Source organism: uncultured Maribacter sp. (assembly GCF_947500405.1).
Taxonomy (GTDB): Bacteria; Bacteroidota; Bacteroidia; order Flavobacteriales; family Flavobacteriaceae; genus Maribacter_B.
This window is the reverse complement of the sequence record NZ_CANMRY010000004.1, coordinates 155,376-174,723: the sequence shown is the minus strand read 5'-3', so window position 1 is coordinate 174,723 and position 19,348 is coordinate 155,376. Positions and strand designations below refer to the sequence as shown.

17 protein-coding genes and 1 other RNA gene are annotated in these 19,348 nt (G+C 30.5%); 11 read left to right on the top strand and 7 right to left on the bottom strand.

Annotated features, from left to right (window positions below):
* Positions 1–36: 36 nt before the first annotated feature.
* The 4 genes from panB to Q0945_RS07205 are packed head-to-tail and all read left to right on the top strand — an operon-like array spanning position 37 to position 2,632.
* Positions 37–855, top strand: a complete 819-nt coding sequence (panB, locus tag Q0945_RS07220) for a 3-methyl-2-oxobutanoate hydroxymethyltransferase (protein WP_299432725.1) — start codon at positions 37–39, stop codon at positions 853–855.
* 3 nt (positions 856–858) lie between these two features.
* The gene (gene lspA / locus Q0945_RS07215) at positions 859–1,356 is read left to right on the top strand and encodes a signal peptidase II (protein ID WP_299432722.1); all 498 of its coding nucleotides are present in this window, start codon (positions 859–861) and stop codon (positions 1,354–1,356) included.
* Positions 1,356–2,054 carry an RluA family pseudouridine synthase gene (locus Q0945_RS07210; RefSeq protein ID WP_299432719.1) on the top strand — a complete coding sequence of 233 codons (699 nt, stop codon included), beginning with the start codon at positions 1,356–1,358 and terminating at the stop codon, positions 2,052–2,054. The genes lspA and Q0945_RS07210 overlap by 1 nt, the downstream gene beginning before the upstream one ends.
* A gap of 38 nt (positions 2,055–2,092) precedes the next feature.
* Positions 2,093–2,632 (top strand): DUF4252 domain-containing protein, encoded by a 540-nt coding sequence (locus tag Q0945_RS07205; protein WP_299432716.1) that lies wholly within the window; start codon positions 2,093–2,095, stop codon positions 2,630–2,632.
* Here Q0945_RS07205 and Q0945_RS07200 read toward each other — a convergent pair.
* Complete coding sequence (locus tag Q0945_RS07200) at positions 2,629–3,507, bottom strand: DMT family transporter (RefSeq protein ID WP_366136001.1); 879 nt, start codon at positions 3,505–3,507, stop codon at positions 2,629–2,631. The two genes, Q0945_RS07205 and Q0945_RS07200, sit on opposite strands and share 4 nt — an antisense overlap.
* Before the next feature lie 3 nt (positions 3,508–3,510).
* Complete coding sequence (locus tag Q0945_RS07195) at positions 3,511–5,055, bottom strand: hypothetical protein (RefSeq protein WP_299432713.1); 1,545 nt, start codon at positions 5,053–5,055, stop codon at positions 3,511–3,513.
* Between the two features lie 147 nt (positions 5,056–5,202).
* Here Q0945_RS07195 and Q0945_RS07190 point away from each other — a divergent pair, with 147 nt between their 5' ends.
* From Q0945_RS07190 to pheT, 3 genes are all read left to right on the top strand, one after another.
* A complete protein-coding gene (locus tag Q0945_RS07190) occupies positions 5,203–6,375 on the top strand; it encodes a 2-isopropylmalate synthase (protein ID WP_299432710.1) in 1,173 nt (390 codons plus the stop codon).
* Positions 6,375–7,496: a 3-isopropylmalate dehydrogenase gene (leuB, locus tag Q0945_RS07185; RefSeq protein WP_299432707.1), complete on the top strand. Its 1,122-nt coding sequence runs from the start codon at positions 6,375–6,377 to the stop codon at positions 7,494–7,496. The genes Q0945_RS07190 and leuB overlap by 1 nt, the downstream gene beginning before the upstream one ends.
* A 105-nt stretch (positions 7,497–7,601) precedes the next feature.
* Positions 7,602–10,028, top strand: coding sequence for a phenylalanine--tRNA ligase subunit beta (pheT, locus tag Q0945_RS07180; protein ID WP_299432704.1), 2,427 nt, complete (start codon positions 7,602–7,604; stop codon positions 10,026–10,028).
* Positions 10,029–10,030: 2 nt separating this feature from the next.
* Here pheT and Q0945_RS07175 read toward each other — a convergent pair whose 3' ends face one another.
* From Q0945_RS07175 to Q0945_RS07165, 3 genes are all read right to left on the bottom strand, one after another.
* A complete protein-coding gene (locus tag Q0945_RS07175; protein ID WP_299432701.1) occupies positions 10,031–10,591 on the bottom strand; it encodes a fasciclin domain-containing protein in 561 nt (186 codons plus the stop codon).
* A gap of 155 nt (positions 10,592–10,746) precedes the next feature.
* Entirely contained in the window at positions 10,747–11,874 is a 1,128-nt protein-coding gene (locus Q0945_RS07170; RefSeq protein ID WP_299432698.1) for a hypothetical protein, read from the bottom strand.
* A gap of 126 nt (positions 11,875–12,000) precedes the next feature.
* Positions 12,001–13,623, bottom strand: a complete 1,623-nt coding sequence (locus Q0945_RS07165) for an ATP-binding cassette domain-containing protein (protein ID WP_121067351.1) — start codon at positions 13,621–13,623, stop codon at positions 12,001–12,003.
* Positions 13,624–13,798: 175 nt separating this feature from the next.
* Here Q0945_RS07165 and Q0945_RS07160 point away from each other — a divergent pair, with 175 nt between their 5' ends.
* Positions 13,799–15,184, top strand: a complete 1,386-nt coding sequence (locus Q0945_RS07160) for a transaldolase (protein WP_299432694.1) — start codon at positions 13,799–13,801, stop codon at positions 15,182–15,184.
* Here Q0945_RS07160 and Q0945_RS07155 read toward each other — a convergent pair.
* Complete coding sequence (locus Q0945_RS07155; RefSeq protein WP_299432691.1) at positions 15,181–15,990, bottom strand: SDR family oxidoreductase; 810 nt, start codon at positions 15,988–15,990, stop codon at positions 15,181–15,183. The two genes, Q0945_RS07160 and Q0945_RS07155, sit on opposite strands and share 4 nt — an antisense overlap.
* A 68-nt stretch (positions 15,991–16,058) precedes the next feature.
* Positions 16,059–16,157: signal recognition particle sRNA small type (gene ffs, locus Q0945_RS07150), an RNA gene on the bottom strand.
* Between the two features lie 141 nt (positions 16,158–16,298).
* On the opposite strand from ffs, the gene Q0945_RS07145 reads away from it, so the two are divergent.
* Genes Q0945_RS07145 through Q0945_RS07135 form a run of 3 tightly spaced genes read left to right on the top strand, consistent with a single transcriptional unit; the run spans position 16,299 to position 19,269 of the window.
* Positions 16,299–17,342: a glutaminyl-peptide cyclotransferase gene (locus tag Q0945_RS07145; RefSeq protein ID WP_299432688.1), complete on the top strand. Its 1,044-nt coding sequence runs from the start codon at positions 16,299–16,301 to the stop codon at positions 17,340–17,342.
* Positions 17,342–17,749, top strand: a complete 408-nt coding sequence (locus Q0945_RS07140) for a thioesterase family protein (protein WP_299432685.1) — start codon at positions 17,342–17,344, stop codon at positions 17,747–17,749. Before Q0945_RS07145 ends, Q0945_RS07140 begins: the two co-directional genes overlap by 1 nt.
* A gap of 11 nt (positions 17,750–17,760) precedes the next feature.
* Positions 17,761–19,269, top strand: a complete 1,509-nt coding sequence (locus Q0945_RS07135) for a hypothetical protein (RefSeq protein ID WP_299432682.1) — start codon at positions 17,761–17,763, stop codon at positions 19,267–19,269.
* Positions 19,270–19,348 lie beyond the last annotated feature (79 nt).

Here is a 19,348-nt window from a genome sequence, read left to right as displayed (position 1 = left end):
AATCTCCTTATTTTTAACACACTTAAAAAAATACGAATGTCTACAGCAAAAAAAGAATATAAAAGAGTTACCGTAAAGTCCTTAGTGGACATGAAAAAAAATGGCGAAAAAATATCAATGCTTACCGCCTATGATTATTCTATGGCTAAAATTGTAGATGCTGCAAATGTAGATGTAATATTAGTAGGGGATTCTGCTAGTAATGTTATGGCTGGTCATGAAACAACTTTACCTATAACTCTAGACCAGATGATATACCATGCATCTTCTGTAATAAGAGCTATAGATAGGGCTCTTGTGGTTGTAGACTTACCTTTTGGAACCTACCAGAGTGATCCAAAAAAGGCGTTGCATTCTGCTATACGAATAATGAAAGAAAGCGGTGCTCACGCTGTAAAATTAGAAGGAGGGGAAGAAATTAAAGAATCTATCAAAAAAATACTAAATGCTGGTATTCCTGTCATGGGACACTTAGGACTTACACCACAATCTATATATAAGTTTGGAACCTATACTGTACGAGCTAAAGAAGAAGAAGAGGCGGTACAGTTAATGAAAGATGCTAAAATGCTAGAAAAAATAGGTTGTTTTGGTATTGTTCTAGAAAAAATACCTGCAAAATTAACGAAAGTTGTATCCGAAAGTATCTCTATACCTACTATTGGTATTGGTGGCGGAAAACATGCAGACGGACAAGTATTAGTTATTCATGATTTATTAGGGATGACACACGAATTTAACCCTCGCTTTTTACGTAGATACATGAATCTTTACGAAGAAATGAGTACAGCCATATCTAACTATGTAGATGATGTAAAGAGTAGAGATTTTCCTAATGATGAGGAACAATATTAATTTATGCAATTCACTAAATTAATAAAGAGAATTTTAATAATACTTGTAGTTATACTTAACATTGGGTGCGACCAAATTTCAAAAAACATAGTTCGTAAGAATGTTATTCCTGAAGACTACATCCAAGTTTTTGGAGATAATTTTATCCTTACCAATGTAGAGAACACAGGGGCTATGTTGGGTTTTGGAGAAAACTTACCCCCTATTTTTAAACTCATTATTTTACAAGGAATACCTGTTCTTGTTTTATTAGTTTTACTTTACAGAACCTTACTAAAAACACATTTAAATACGGTTTTAGCTATAGCATTTGCTTTTGTTATTGGCGGAGGCATTGGAAACCTTATAGATCGTATTTTATACAATTCTGTTACCGATTTTTTCCTAATAAAATTTAGTTTCATTAAAACAGGAATTTTTAACATGGCCGATGTTTCTGTTACCATAGGCGCTCTATTAATTATATTCATTTCCATTCGATACAAAAACATAGAAATTTAGTGGCTACAAAAATACTTTCTAACGCTAATAATTTACAAGTTCTATACGAGGACAATCATATTATTGCCATTAATAAAAGACCAGGAGATATTGTACAAGGAGACAAAACAGGAGACATACCTTTAAGTGAAGTTGTTAAAGAATACATTAAAATAAAATACAACAAGCCTGGAAATGTATATTTGGGTGTAGCACATAGACTAGACAGGCCTACCTCTGGCATTGTAGTATTTGCCAGAACATCAAAAGCGCTAACAAGGCTAAATAAATTATTTGCGGAGAAAGAAGCAAAAAAAACATATTGGGCAATTGTAAAAAACAAACCTGAGAAAGAAGAAGGCTCCTTAACTCACTGGCTAAAAAGAAATACCAAGCAGAATAAATCTTATGCAAATAAAAAAGAAGTTACAGATAGTAAAAAAGCCATTCTTGATTATAGGATACTAAAAAAGTTAGACAACTTTTATTTACTAGAGATAGATTTAAAAACAGGAAGACACCACCAAATACGCTCACAATTAACTTTTATTGGCTGTCCTATTAAGGGAGATTTAAAATACGGTTTTAACCGTAGTAATAAAGATGGTAGTATTCACCTTCACGCAAGAAAACTCTCTTTTATTCATCCTGTAAAAAAAGAAGCCATTACTATACTAGCACCTCCTCCTAATGATCCAGTTTGGAACGCTTCTTGTTAATTTTAGTACATTTAGTACTCTAATTAAAACACTATACCATGTTAAAGAACGTTCTATTAATTTTTATTTTTTTGATAATTTCCTCTTGTAGTAGCTACAACTCTATAGACTCTTTTTATAATGCTCATAAAAATGACAACCATGTTACTGCAGTTCGAGTTCCTCATTTTATGCTTTCTTTATTAAGTAATATATCTCCAGAAATGCAATCTTTAATTGGTAATACTAGAGATTTAAGATATATGCAATTTCCTAGTGAGACATCAGAAAAAACAAGTCTTTTAAACACACAAATGAACGGAATTACAGGTAATTCTTTTATTGAAGTATATCGAAAAAATGATAACCAAAAACGTAATGTAGTTTCTATTCGTGAAAAGAAAAATAGTGTAAAAGAAATTTTAATTTACAATAACAACAATCAAACAGGTTCTTTTTTATATTTCAATGGAAATTTTGACCCTGTTAAAGTACGCGAAATGGCCAAAAACAATCAATTTGAAAATATTGGAAGTAACCTTATTAACCAACTTAATTACTCCCCTTCTTCTAACAACAAAACTACTATAGAAAATTAGGAAGTTTTTTTCTTAAAAGATCTAATACTTTCTATAACTACAGAGCTTAATATTAGCAAACCACCTATTACTGTTCGAAAAGACGGAATTTCATCTAAAAATAATACTCCTAAGATAATTCCATAAACGGGCTGTATACTTCCTAAAATACTAGCACTAGTAATACTAAAATTTTTAAAACTTTTTAGAAACAATGTATGCCCTATAGCTGTTGTTAACAATGCTAAAGTTAGCAATGGTTTCCATTGTCCAAATACAAGTGAAATATCAACAAAAAACAAAGTTGGAGATAAAACTATCCCAGTAATAGCTACTTGATAAAACATTAGACTGGAACCATTATATTTACCTCCTTTTTTCTTTAAAATAAGATTACGTAATGCATAAAAAAAGGCAGAAAGTATTCCTAAACCTATTGCTTTAGTATAACTACTTTCTACATTAATATTTGGAGCCAAGTAATATACTCCAAATAGCACCAACAAAGCCAGCAACAAGTGAGTTTTTTCGAACTTTTTTTTAAAGACAAATGGTTCTAAAAACGCAGTTATAACAGGGTATGTAAATAAAGAAAGCATACCTATAGCTACATTAGAAAGCTGTAAAGCATAAAAATAAGTACCCCAATGTATGCAAAGGAAAACACCACTAGTAAATATTAACAATCTATCTTTTCTATGTATATGAAAAGATATTTTTTTATAGCTACAGTATAGATACAATAACAAACATGCTAATAATGCCCTTACTCCTATAGTTACCATAGGATTTAATGTTATATATCTTCCTAAAGCTCCAGAAGTACTTATTAATAACATTGCTAAATTAATCTCTAATAAATGCCCTATTTGCGACTTATTTTTAAAACTACTCACAAATTAACGCTTTAAGGCCATAGCTTTTTCTCTAATAATTTGAGAAACAGGTTTGTCTTCTAAGTGACTTTCTAACCAAGAAATAATATCTAAATATAAAAATGCTCTTTTCTCATAAGGATGTTCTTCATACTTCTTTAATTCTGTATAAAGTTTTAAAAACTCATCTCTTAATTCATGTGGATAAATATTACCAAGATTACGCAAGAACTTTATCATTTCTTTTTGCACTTCATGCATGTCATTCATTTTTAACAAAAACTTATAGGTACTCTTTAATTGCACCTCTAAATGATAATCCATACCTGCCTCATAATGAGCAACCAAACTTAAAACTCGAGAAAAACACATTAAATCCTCACGCATTTTTAAATTCTTATTATCTATTATCTTTTTTAAATATTGAATACAAGATTTATTGTCTCCATTACCAAAATATAAACAAGCAATTTTATAATACAAGACCATAACATGGTGGGCATCTATACGGTCTTTATGCTTATTAATGCCATACTCCACAATCTTTACTAAATACAACCCTTTTTCAAAAGTACCTTCTAAAAAATGCTTATTTAGTTTATTAGAGTTTAGATATAAAAATGATAATGAATTTATATTATCATTTTTAGGGAAGCTTCTAGACTCTAATATTGCTTCTAATTTCTGTAATGTTTGTTTAAATTGAGAACTATATTTTACATAAAATAAAGACTCTAATAAATAATTATTCCCTTTTAAAAAAAAGACAGGATTTAGATAAATCATATCTTTATTTTCATAAAATAAATCTACCCATTTGTTAGCATATTTATAACAAGAAAGAAAATCTTGTATTAAAAAACTATACCATAAATGAGCCTTATAAAGCCATAGTTTTTCTCTAAAACCTAGGTCTTCTATCTTATATTTTGGTAAATGTTTTTCAAAATAGTCCTGTACCATTTTATAGCTATCATCGCTCTTTACATAGCCAACTTTAAGCATCATTCCATACAATTGTAATGATAAATTAGAAAGCTTACTTGTCATTACATTTTGTCCAGATAATTTTTTTGCCTGTACCGCCAATTCATTGGCTCTATCAGGTATACTCCTTGTTATGTATTGAGTCTCAATAAGTTTTTCTAACTCAACTATTTCGTAAGCAATGTTTTTCTCTTCATTCTCTATTGCTGTAGTTTTTACTTTATCTAAAATTTTTAGACTTTGTTTATACAATCCCTTTTGATATAAAATAGTTGCAAAATCTAACTGTTCTCTTATCTGAACCCTTATATTCTGGTTTACAGGATTTAAACGCAAACTCACCAATATTTGTTTATATAGGTGCGCTTTTAAGTTAGATAGTTGCTCCTTCTTAACTATACCACTTTCTAAAATATTTTTCTCATTATAGAGCTTACTTTTGTCTAATAAATTGAACAATGCTAAAAATTTAGCATCAGAATTAACCCCTAGCCTCCCAACGTAAAGTTTAAACTGACGTTTCTCTGACTTAGAAAGGGACTTAACCAAAACGAACAAAGCATCTTTATGCACATTTGTCATCGTAAAAAAAATAGTTTATATATTTGTTTATCAGTATTTTAACATCACTAAAAAGTGCATTAACATTGTAAATGCTAGTGCTTAATTTAGTTATTTAAAGGTAATGGTCATATATTCGTAATGACTAGTTAAAACTACGTAAATATAATGAGCAAAGATAAAGTACAAATTTTTGATACCACTCTAAGAGATGGAGAACAAGTTCCAGGATGCAAATTGGATACGGAACAAAAGTTAGTAATTGCCGAAAGACTAGAGCTTTTAGGTGTTGATATTATTGAAGCTGGGTTCCCTGTATCTAGCCCTGGTGACTTTAAATCTGTAACAGAAATATCTAAGTTAGTTAAAAACGTCACTGTATGCGGATTAACAAGAGCAGTTAAAAAAGATATTGAAGTAGCGGCTGATGCTCTTAAATACGCTAAAAGACCAAGAATACACACTGGTATTGGAACGTCTGCGTCACATATTAAATATAAATTCAACTCTAATAAAGATGCTATTATAGAAAAAGCTGTTGCTGCTGTAAAATATGCTAAAACTTTTGTTGAAGATGTTGAATTTTATGCAGAAGATGCAGGAAGAACGGATAATGAGTTCTTAGCTAGAATTTGTGAAGAGTTAATAAAAGTTGGTGTAACTGTTTTAAATATTCCAGATACAACAGGTTATTGCTTACCAGAAGAATATGGCGCTAAAATAAAATACTTAACAGAAAACGTCACAGGAATACATAAAGCTACGCTTTCTTGTCACTGCCATAACGATTTAGGGCTTGCTACAGCAAACTCTATTGCTGGTGTTGTAAACGGTGCAAGACAAATAGAATGTACTATAAACGGTATTGGAGAACGTGCAGGTAATACCGCATTAGAAGAGGTCGTTATGATTTTAAGACAACACCCAACTCTTGGCTTAGACACAAATATTAATAGCAAATTATTAAATAGCACTAGCTTAATGGTTTCTCAAAAAATGGGGATGATAGTGCAACCAAACAAAGCCATTGTAGGTGCTAATGCATTTGCGCATAGTTCTGGAATACACCAAGATGGCGTAATTAAGAATAGAGAAACCTATGAAATTATAGATCCAGCAGATGTTGGCGTCAATGAGTCTTCTATAATTTTAACCGCAAGAAGTGGACGTGCTGCTTTAGCTTACAGAGCTAAAATTGTAGGTTACGAACTTACTAAAGTTCAATTGGATACTGTTTATCAAGAATTTTTAAAATACGCAGATACCAGAAAAGAAGTCGTTGATAATGACATTCATGAAATTATAGAAACTAGCGGTATTAACTTAAAAGCTCTTAATTAATGTATTTAAACATTGCCCTATTAGGCGGAGACGGTATTGGTCCAGAAGTTCTGGCGCAATCTGTAAAATGCCTACAAGCAGTAGAGCATAGTTTTGGGCATACTTTTTCTTTTACAAAAGCAGACATTGGAGCTGTTGCAATGAAAAAAACTGGAGAGCCCTTACCAGAAAAAACATTAAAAATTTGCAAAAATTCTGATGCCATTTTATTTGGAGCAATAGGAACTCCAGAATATGACCAAAATCCAACTTCTAAAATATGGCCAGAACAAGGTTTATTCAAATTAAGAAAAGAGTTAGACTTGTTTGCAAACATTAGACCAGTTAAAGTTTTTCCTACATTAGCAAAATTATCTCCGCTAAATAGAGGAAATATATTAGATACCGATTTAGTTATCTACAGAGAACTTACAAGTGGAATTTATTTTGGCAAAAAAGAAGTTAGTAAAGACGGAGCAAAAGCACTAGACACCTGTGAGTACTCTGAAAAAGAAATTAGCAGAATTACGCACCTTGCCTTTAAAGCAGCAAAAAGTAGACAAAAAAAATTAACTCTAGTAGATAAAGCAAATGTATTAGAAACCTCTAGACTTTGGAGAAGAGTAGTTACTAATATTGCTAGTAGCTATCCAGAAGTAACCCTTAACTGCATGTTTATGGATCATGCAGCTGTAGAAATGATTTTACATCCAAATAAATTTGATGTAATCTTAACAGACAATATGTTTGGAGACATCTTATCTGACCAAGGTAGTGCTATTTCTGGATCTATTGGCTTATTGCCATCTTCCTCTGTAGGCTTAGGACATGCGATGTTTGAGCCCATACATGGTTCTTACCCACAAGCAAAAGGAAAAAATATAGCTAACCCTGTAGCATCTATATTAAGTGTTGCAATGCTACTACAACACTTTGATTTAATAGAAGAAGCAAATGCGGTAATATCTGCTGTTTTAAAATCCTTTGCAAAGAAAATTGTTACCCCAGATGTATTAGGGAGTAGTAAATATGGAACAGACTATGTTGGAGATTTTATTGCAAACAATATTAATGATGATAACGACGATGATCATAATATTAATGATGAAAATATAGGTTTAGGAAAATCTACAATAATCTAAGTCCAAAACAAAGTAATTACGTTACATAAAAATTAAAATTGAATAGGATTCCCTATTGAATGTCTTATTCCATTGTTTTATCTTTACCAGCTTTAAACACAACTAATGAATATTTCTTACAACTGGTTAAAACAGTTTATTAAAATAGATTGGGATTCCCAAAAAACTGCAGAATTACTAACAGACCTAGGCTTAGAAGTAGAAGGAGTTTCTTCTTTTGAATCTCTAAAAGGCGGCTTATCTGGAGTTGTAGTAGGCCATGTACTTACATGTGAAAAACATAGTAATGCAGATAAACTTAAAGTTACTACAGTAGATATTGGAGCAGAATCCCCTGTTCAAATAGTTTGTGGAGCACCTAATGTTGCTGTAGGGCAAAAAGTTCCTGTAGCAACAATAGGAACCACTCTTTACACTAAAGAGGATGAAAGTTGGACAATTAAAAAAGGAAAAATAAGAGGCGAAGAAAGTCATGGAATGATATGTGCCGAAGATGAACTAGGTCTTGGAGAAAGCCATGACGGAATTATGGTTTTATCTGAAAAATTAATTCCAGGAACTCCTTGTTCTGAAATTTTTGATATTGAAAACGATGAGGTTTTTGAAATAGGACTAACTCCAAACAGAGCAGATGCTATGAGTCACTTTGGAGTTGCAAGAGACCTAAAAGCTGGACTTAAGCAAAAAGAAATTGCAATAGAATTAATTACACCACCTGTAAGTAATTTCAATGTAGACAACCGTTCATTAAAATTTGATATAACTGTTGATAACAATGAACTAGCTCCAAGATACACAGGTGTAACCATGAGCAATTTATTGGTACAACCATCTCCAGATTGGTTAAAGAACAGACTAAATGCAATTGGAATAACTCCAAAAAATAATTTAGTAGATGCAACTAACTATGTTTTACATGAACTTGGACAACCATTACACGCTTTTGACGCCGCTAAAATAAAAGGAAATAAAATAGTGGTTAAAACACTTCCAAAAGGAACCAAATTTACCACTTTAGATGGTGTAGAAAGAGAATTACACGAAGAAGATTTAATGATTTGTGATGCCGAAAAACCAATGTGTATTGCCGGGGTTTTTGGCGGAGTACATTCTGGAGTATCTGAGAATACAACTTCTATATTTCTAGAAAGTGCATACTTTAATCCAGTTTCTGTTAGAAAAACAGCAAAAAGACATGGCTTAAACACAGATGCTTCTTTTAGATTTGAAAGAGGTATTGATATTGAAAATGTAGAGTATAGTTTAAAAAGAGCAGCTCTTTTAATAAAAGAAATTGCTGGAGGAGAAATAACATCTGATATTATAGATTTTTACCCTAACAAGGCAAAAGATTTTGAAGTTTTCTTACCATTCAACAAAGTGCACCAACTAATAGGACAAGAAATACCTATAGACACTATAAAATCTATCCTAACATCATTAGACATTAAGGTAATGAGTGTTACAGAAGCAGGTTTAGGGTTAGTAGTCCCGTCTTATAGAGTAGATGTACAAAGACCTGTTGATGTAATCGAAGAAATTTTAAGAGTTTACGGGTACAACAATATTAACTTTACTCAAAAACTTAATGCGTCTATTGCTGCTACTAGTAAGTTTGATGACCATAAAATACAAAACAAAATAGGTAACCTATTAGCCTCTAAAGGCTTTTATGAAATAATGACCAATAGTCTTATTTCTCCTGAATATGTTTCTATTTCTAAAGAGTTATCTGAGAATAATTCTATAAAAATAATTAATCCCTTAAGTACAGATTTATCTATAATGAGACAATCTTCTTTGTTTTCTTCTTTAGAAGTTGCCTCTTATAATATTAATCGTAAAAAATCTAATTTACAGTTATTTGAATTTGGAAAAACTTACGCTTATGATAACGAAAAGAGAATTGAAAACAAATATTTAAGCCTTTTAATAAGCGGCAATAAAAAGGATCAAAATTGGCTAGAAGAAACCAAACAAACCAACTTCTTTTTTATAAAGTCTATTGTTAAAAATATTTTAGAACGTTTAGGTATTGAAAACGCAAACGAAAATCCTATTGATAATACAGATTTTTCTGAAGGATTATCTATAGAATACAAACGTAACTCAATAGTAGAGTTTGGAGTTATACAAAAAGTAATAGCTAAAAAGTTTGATATAAAACAAGATATTTTATTTGCAAACTTTAATTGGGATGCAATTTTAAAACTAGCAGCTAACACTAGTATATCTTATAAAGAAATACCAAAGTTTCCGGAAGTAAAAAGAGATTTTGCTTTGCTATTAGATAACAAAATCACTTTTAAGGAAATACGTGACATAGCTTTACAAACAGAAAAGAAACTACTTAAAAAAGTAACTCTGTTTGATGTTTATGTTGGGAAAAAATTAGCCGAAAATAAAAAATCTTATGCAGTAAGTTTTACACTTCAAGACAATAAAAACACATTAACAGATAAACAAATTGATAAAATCATGAACAAACTAAAGTATAAGTTTGAAAATGATTTAGGAGCTGAACTTAGGTAAACTTATATTTTATTTGGTAAAAAAACACTATCAATTTCATGAATAACACCATTACATTGATTAGCATCTGCATTCGTTATTTTTGCAGTATTACCAAACTCATCTGTTAAAACAATGTCTATACCATTCATTGTTGCTATTAACTTATTACCCAATACTGTAGTAAAAGAAGCTATGCCGTTACCTCTACACATGGCCTTTAGTATTTTAGACGCAGTTAAATTACCTGCCACTATATGGTGTGTTAAGAGAGAATACACTTCTTTTTTATGAGTGGGGTCTAATAAAAAATCTATATCTGTTGTGGAACTAAACGCGTTATTAGAAGGTGCAAAAACAGTAAATGGACCATCGTAATTAAGAATTTCTTCCAAGTCTGCAGCCTTTATAACAGCCATTAACGTGGAATGCTTTTTTGACGACCCAGTATTCTTACTTATAGAATACTCTGGGTTCATATGTAATACTTTATTTTTTTTTGCTGGAGTAGACACGTTTTGTGCAATACATAATGTAGGAATAAATAGCAATACTGCTATTAATAGGGAAACTTTGTTACTCATAAGTATTCTCAGTGTGGGGTTGATAATACCGACGTCTAATCGATAAATAGCTCATTTTCATCGACAAGATACAAACTTAGTGCGCATATCCAAAAAAAATGCTATAATTTTTACATGTAAAAATTATGGCATTTTTCATATTATAGTATTAACAGTTAGTGCACTATAATATCATACGGAATCCCTGGTAAATCTATATTATCTAAAAGCTCCAAGTCTGGCACAGGTTTAATACGAAGTATGCCTCCTAAGTCTTGACTTCCAGACTTTTTATATCCAATTAGTATTATATTATTCTGCGCATCATAACTTACCGCTGTAGTCTCTTCTATTTCATACTCTACTTCTAATTGTGCTGCAGTTAAAAAATTCTCATAAATATATAATGTAGCTATATTTTCTTTCAAATTATAAACAGCTGGTATGCTAGAAGTTGCTCCATCTTCTAATGGCATACTATAATATAATTTCCCTTCTGAGTCTAAATTGTGTAAAGAGCTATTCGCAAATTTGGGTTCTGCACCTTCACCATACCTGATATAATCTACACTTAAAGTTACTTTATCTAAAACAGTATGTAATTCATCATAACTTATAATAATATCACCATTAGCATCTTTAAATATTTTTTTTACGTTATACCCTAAAGTTTGGGAATTAATAGCATTAAGACTTGTACCATCAACAATTACAACTTCATTTTCATTAGTAACTCCTTCATCAAATAATAAAATAAATAACCTATTATTAGAAAAGGACATCTGCATTGGTTTTTTTGACAGCTCTAATTCTATAAAAGTAAATTCTGTTGCGTTTCTATCTATTTTTCTAACTACATACTTTTTTGGAGAATTTGCATTAGTAACTTCATAAGCAATAAAAAAAGAAGAATTTGTAGTAATAATAGACAAAACCTCTAATTCACAATCTAACATATCAGGAAAAACATTTAGTTTTTGCTCTTCTTCATTTATAAAATCATAATGCACAATTTCGCCATCACAATCTGAAGTTTTTTTATAAAAGGAATATTCCTTATTACCATCATATTTAATAACAGATGTAGAGATTGTATTAAAACTACTTTCTTTTGAACTTTGGGATACAAGAGTTGCGTCTGCATTTAGCAATGTTGCAGACAATGAATTATTCGTATCCAATAACACTGTATACGAAGTAGCTATATTGGGTTCTTTTTTAGATTCTTGTTCGTTAGAGGAAGACTTACTGCACCCTAATATAATAAATGCAAGAAGTCCCCATAAGTAGGTATAGGTTTTCATAACAATAAATTTGAGGTCTAATAAGATTTAATAACCTCAAGGTATACCCATGAGGTGTTCACAAGAAAGCAACTTTTAAATTTCGAGTTAAAACTCGCAGGATTTAAATTTTAAACAACTAGTAAATTATTCTGCGTACATTTTAGCTCGTTGCTCTTTTATAGTCTTATCAGACATATATTCATCAAACGTTAAATAACGGTCAATGTTGCCTTTTGGAGTTAATTCTATTACCCTGTCTGCAACCGTTTGCGCAAATTCATGATCGTGTGTTGTAAACAAAACTGTTCCTTTAAAATTCTTTAAAGAATTATTAAATGCCGTAATACTCTCTAAATCTAAGTGGTTTGTAGGCTCATCTAACATAACTACATTTGCGCGCAACATCATCATTCTACTTAACATACAACGTACTTTTTCTCCTCCAGAAAGTACTGTACATTTTTTTAAGGCCTCTTCTCCACTAAATAACATTTTCCCTAAAAAACCTCTAATAAAAACCTCTTCTCTTTCTTCTTCTGTTTTTGCCCATTGGCGTAACCAATCTACCAAACTTACGTTTTGATTAAAGAAAGAAGAATTATCTGCAGGAAGATAAGACTGGTTTGTTGTAACTCCCCATTGAAACTCACCACTATCTGCTTTCTTGTTATTATTTATGATTTCATAAAATGCAGTGGTAGCTCTAGAATCTTTAGAGAATATTGCTACCTTATCTCCTTTAGCTAAATTTATGTTTACATCTTTAAATAATAAATCTCCGTCTTCAGATGTTGCCGACAAACCTTCTATATTTAAAATCTGGTCTCCTGCTTCACGTTCTCTTTCAAAAATTATGGCAGGATATCTTCTACTAGAAGGCTTTATATCTTCAACCTTTAGCTTAGAAAGCATTTTCTTTCTAGAGGTAGCTTGCTTACTTTTTGCAACGTTTGCGCTAAAACGCATAATAAACTCTTGTAACTCTTTCGCTTTTTCTTCAGATTTCTTATTTTGCTGTGCTCTTTGCCTTGCTGCTAACTGACTACTCTCATACCAGAAAGTATAATTACCTGAATATAAATTCATTTTACCAAAATCTATATCACCTATATGTGTACAAACCGTATCTAAAAAGTGTCTATCATGAGAAACAACAATTACAGTATTTTCATAATCTGCAAGGAAATTCTCTAGCCAATTTATAGTTTCAAAATCTAAATCATTGGTAGGCTCATCCATTATTAATACATCTGGAGAACCAAATAAAGCTTGCGCTAATAACACTCTCACTTTTAATTTAGGATCCATCTCTGCCATTAAAGTAAAATGCAAATCAGCCTGAATACCTAGATTAGATAATAATGCCGCAGCACTACTGTCTGCATTCCAACCATTCATTTCTTCAAATTGTACTTGCAACTCCCCTATTCTATCTGCATTTTCATCTGTATAATCTGCGTAAAGAGCATCAATTTCTTTTTTTATTTTAAAAAGAGGTTTGTTACCCATAACTACAGCTTCTAGAACCGTAAAATCATCCGAAGCATTATGGTTTTGTTCTAAGATTGACATACGTTTTCCAGGCTCTAAGTGTACATGTCCAGAGGTTGGATCTATTTGCCCAGATAGTATCTTAAGAAATGTAGACTTTCCCGCTCCATTTGCTCCAATTACACCATAACAATTTCCTTGAGTAAAAGCTACATTTACTTCATCAAACAACACTCTTTTTCCAAACTGCACAGATAAATTAGATACCGATAACATAATTCTTTCTTTTAAATTTCGTGCAAAAATAGAGAAATTTATCCCCTAAAACCAATATTCTTGCTCCACATATTAAATAATACATTAACGTTACTTTATTTTTTTTTAACTCGCTATTAACAAGGTAAAGCCTATGTGTTTCTTATTTTTGAGTGTTATATTGTAACTATTTCATATGAATAGAAATTTACTTTATTGTTTTATTTTATTAATAGCAAGTTGTAATACAGTAGAAAAAGGTTCCCCAAGTGTTTTTTTTGCAGGTGAAATTGTTAACCCTACTAGTAAATATGTAGTCTTACACAAAGGTGAAGAAGTAATAGACTCTGCCCTATTAGATACAAACAACAGATTTTCTTTCTCTTTTGACTCCATACCAATGGGTCTTTATCATTTTAAACACGCTCCAGAATACCAATATGTTTATTTAGAACCAGGCGATAGTTTAATGGTACGTTTAAACACAGTGGATTTTGATGAGTCTCTTGTGTTTTCTGGAAAAGGAGAAGAGGTTAATAATTTTCTATTAGATGTTTTTTTAGGAAATGAGAAAGAAGAGCAACTTGTTAGTAAAAATTATAACGCATTAGAATCTGAAGATTTTAAACAAAAAATAAATGCTTTAAGAGGAAAAAAAATAAATGCCTTAAATATATTAAAAGAAGAGGGTGGTTTATCTAATAATGCATATAATATTGCAGAAGCAAGCATAAATTACACCTACTATAATTATAAAGAAAGATACCCTTTTGAGCATAGAAAGCACACCGAAGACAAAAAAATAGCGAAACTTTCTGATGACTTTTATGATTATAGAAAAAATATTTCTTTTAACAATAAACAATTAAACTACCTAAGACCGTATTATGATTTTATGCGCTCTCATTTTGGTAATTTGTCTTATATGACTTGTTCTCATAAATGCTTAATTAAAAATGAGCAGGTAAAAAACAAACTTCATTTTAATAAACATAAACTGAATCTTATTGACAGTTTAGTAATAGAAAAAGAACTTAAAGACAATCTCTTTAGAAATGTTGCTTTTGATTATTTACTTAAATCAAATGATATAGAAAAAAACAATGAAGCTTTTATAGAAGAGTTTCATAGACTTTCTGGAAGTAATAGACATATAAAAGAAATAGACGATTTATATCTTGGAATAAAAAACATACAACCCAATAATAAAATACCTAATATAATTGTAAATAATATTTCTGGAGAAAAAATATCATTACAAGAAATAGCAAAAAATAAAAAAGTTGTTTTTTATTTCTGGTCAGAAACAAATAAAAGACACTACAGCAATATTTTTAAAAGAGTAGAAAGTTTAAAAACTTCAAAACCTAATTATACTTATATAGGAATAAACTTTAAAACTAATTTTGATAGTTGGAAAACTATACTAAATACAAATCAATTAGAAACAGAAAACCAATATACTACTAATAATTTTGAAGAACTAACCAAATCATTAATAGTATACCCCCTTAACAAATGCATAATAACTAAAGATGCGACTATAGTTAATGCTTTTGCTAGTATTTACGGAAAAATTTAAAGCTTAGAATGTCTTAAAAGTATTTTCTCGTAAACTTTACTTGGGAGAATTTTTTTAAGTTTTATAGAGAATTTTTGCAAGAAAGACCCCACTTTATAATGCACTTTAGGCTTTGGGGTATTTATAATTTTTAAAACAGCTTTTGCAACCAAAATAGGGTTTTCACCGCTACCCACATCAGCATTAATCGCCTTTAAAGTTTTACTATATGGTTTTTTGTAGGGAGAGTTTTCCAAAATTGGAGAATGGTAACGACCCGCAGCAATATTTGTAGCAAAATCTCCTGGAGCCAAACTTGTAATCTGGATACCAAAATCTTTAGTTTCCATACGTAATGTTTCTGTAATAATGCTTAAAGCTCCTTTAGTTGCAGAGTAAATGCCTCTATATGGCAAACCCATATAACCTGCTATAGATGTAATGTTTATTATTAAACCACTACTCTGTTCTCTCATATAAGGTAAAACACCTTTTATAACATTAATAGGGCCATTAAAATTCGTGTTAAAAGCATTTAGAATTTCTTTGGTTGGTGTTTCTTCTATCGCTCCAGTAATCCCAACACCTGCGTTATTTATAACAACATCTACACTACCTTCTTTTTCTATTACCTTTTTAAAAGCGCTAGTTATACTCTCTGTATCTCTAACATCCATTTGCAATAAATTAAAATCTTTAAAATCAGGATATTTATGAACATTTCTTGTAGTTCCATATACAACATACCCTTTTTGGACTAAATAACAACCAATAGAGTTTCCTATACCAGAAGAACCGCCTGTAATTAAAACTACTTTCCTATTCATAGAATACAAAATAACAAATAAATTAAAGGAAATTGCACATAAAAAAGGAAGAAACTTTAGTGTACAAAAAAAGGCAAGCTACCTACATCGCACCGCTACAACCTAATACCCTTGCTGCGTTCCCACCCTGGGGGATTCAAAGGGAGCTGGTCGTGTAGGACTTGCCGGCTGCAAATATACAACCTTTTAAAACTTTCACAATCCTTTTAGTTTCTAATTTTTATGAATTAACTTGCTCCTACATTAAAAAATAATGCATTAAACTTAATATGCATTAATCATATTTATTTACAAAACAATGTAACCTCATGAATATCATTAAGTTATTTATTTTTTCTCTTTCTATTTTGTTATTTATAAACTGTGGAGGAAGTAACCCTACAGCAAGTTCTTTATTTGAAATTGGTCTAGAAGAAAATAAAAAAGAATTTAGCCCCAACCAAAAAGTAGCGGTAAGCATTATTAATAAAAAAGAAAAGGATATTAATAAAGTAGTCTATTTTTTAGACAACACCCCTTTAAAGATTATAGATAATAAGCTTGAGATAAAAACTATTACTCTTGGAAATAAAACATTAACAGCAAAAATAACTTACGAGGATACAACAGTAGAAATACATAAAAAAATAAAAGTTCTTTCCCCTAAAGCCCCTAAAATTTACACCTATGAAATTATTAATGAATATCCTCATGACATAGAAGCCTATACGCAAGGATTAGAATTTTATAAAGATACTTTATACGAGAGTACAGGAAGAAGAGGTTTTTCTTCTTTAAGAAAAGTAGATTATAAAACAGGAAATGTACTTAAAAAAATAGATTTAGATAAAACTTATTTTGGAGAAGGTATTACAATCTTAAACGACAAAATATATCAACTTACTTGGCAAAATAAAACTGGGTTTATATATGATGTAAACTCTCTAAAAAAAATAGGAAGCTTTCAATATGGAGAAAGTAAAGAAGGCTGGGGTTTATGTAATGATGGCTCTAAAATATTTAAAAGTGATGGTACTGAAAAAATATGGTTTTTAAACGCTACCACATTAATTGAAGAAGAGCATATTGAAACGGTAACCAATAAATCTATCTTTAATAAAGCTAATGAACTGGAGTATGTTAACGGTAAATTATATGCTAACGTGTACCAAAAACCAAGTATTATGATTATTGATGCAACAAGTGGTGCTATAGAAGGTGTAATTAATTTTAGTGGCTTAAAGAATAAAGTTACTAAACATGATAATATTGATGTCTTAAATGGCATTGCATACCACCCAACAAGAAAAACATTTTTTGTTACTGGTAAAAATTGGGATAAACTTTTTGAAGTTAAAATACTTAAAAAGTAATGTCATTTAAAAAAACAATAACAGTTGCTGCCCATGATTTAGATGACTTAGATCACGTTAACAATGTTAGATACGTACAGTGGATACAAGACATTTCTAAAGAACATTGGAAAGCAAAAGCTCCAAACCATTTACAGGAGTTGTTTATTTGGGTAGTACTAACTCACAACATTGCTTATAAAAAACCAGCACAATTAGGAGATAAAATAATAGTAAAAACACATATTTCTGAAAGTAAAGGCGCTATATCTATTAGAATAGTAGAAATGTACAATGCTAAAACAAATATCTTATTATTACGTTCCAGTACAGAGTGGTGTTTATTAAATGCAAAAACTCATAAGCCAATGAGAATATCTAAAGAACTAAAAAACGTTTTTACAAAATCTAAAAATATAGAGGCATAATAGTATTTAATATGCGAGTATATACTTCTCTTATAATACTAATCCTAGTAATTATTTTTGGCTCATCATGCCGAAAAGATTTTGATTATGGACCAAGTTCTGGTAACCTAACGTTTTCTAAAGACACTGTTTATCTAGATACTGTATTTACAAACATAAGCAGCAGTACGTACTCTTTAAAAGTATACAACCCCACAAGAGATGATGTAAACATACCTTCCATACAGTTAAAAGAAGGAAACAATAGTGCTTATAGATTAAATGTAGACGGACAAGAAGGAAAAGCTTTTAAAAACGTACCCTTATTTGCCCAAGACAGTCTTTACGTTTTTATAGAAATTACCCAAGATATTTCTAAAACACAGCAGAGTAATTGGCTATATACAGATGTTTTACAATTTGATTCCGGTAAAAACATTCAAGAAATACCGCTAGTTACCTTAATTAAAGACGCTGTATTTTTATCCCCGACCATTTTAGAAAATAACTTAAAAGAACAAGTGTATATAGGAAAGGATGCTAACGAGAAAAATATTTTTGCTGACGGACTAACTCTTACAGATGAGCAATTACATTTTACAAACACTATTCCTTATGTAATATATGGTTACGCATCAGTTCCAGAAGGGAAACAACTAATTATAGATGCCGGTAGTAGAATACATTTTCATAAAAATTCTGGGTTGGTTGTTCAAAAAAATGCCTCAATACAAATAAATGGCACCCTTAGCAAAGGTGAAGAAGTTAAAGAAGGAGAAGTTATTTTTGAAGGAGATAGATTAGAACCTGAGCTAGCAAATATAGCCGGACAATGGGGGGCTATAATACTAAACCAAGGTAGTATTAACAATACAATAAACTACACAACCATTAAAAATGCAACCACAGGAGTGCTCTTTAATGGAGAAATAACTAACCCTAATAGTAACTTACAAATTAACAACTCCCAGATATTTAATAGTGCTAACATTAATTTATGGCTAAAAGAAGCTAAAGTAACCTCTAAAAACTTGGTCATAGGCAGCGCCGGAAACATAGGCTTATATTGTAATTTAGGAGGCAATTATTTCTTTACACATGCAACAATAGCAAATTATTGGATAAATGGTTTTAGAGAAGGCTCTGCTCTTAAAATAGATAATACTAAAGAATTAAGTGCTGTTTTTAATAACTGCATTATAGATGGTAATAAAAGAAATGAATTAGTATTAGAAAAAAATAATGATAGTAGTTTTAATTTTTTATTTAACCACTGTATGATAACCTCAGATATAAATGACAATATTACAAACTCTATATATAACTTTACTAACACAAATTATTACAATACTGTATTCCTAAATAAAGATAGCTCTTTTGAAGATGCTTTTAATAATATTTTTAATATAAATAAATCTTCTTTTGCTATTAATATAGGTGATTTAGAAAGTGCTTTAAATGCTCCTGTAGATATTCAAAATACAGACCGTACTTCTTCTCCTGACCTTGGTGCTTTCGAATATTTTGAATTAAACGAATAATTCATATTTAAAAATTGTAAGTTTTTTCTTTCATTTATGAAGAATTTTCTTAATTTAGACAAAGAACCTTTTTTTTTAT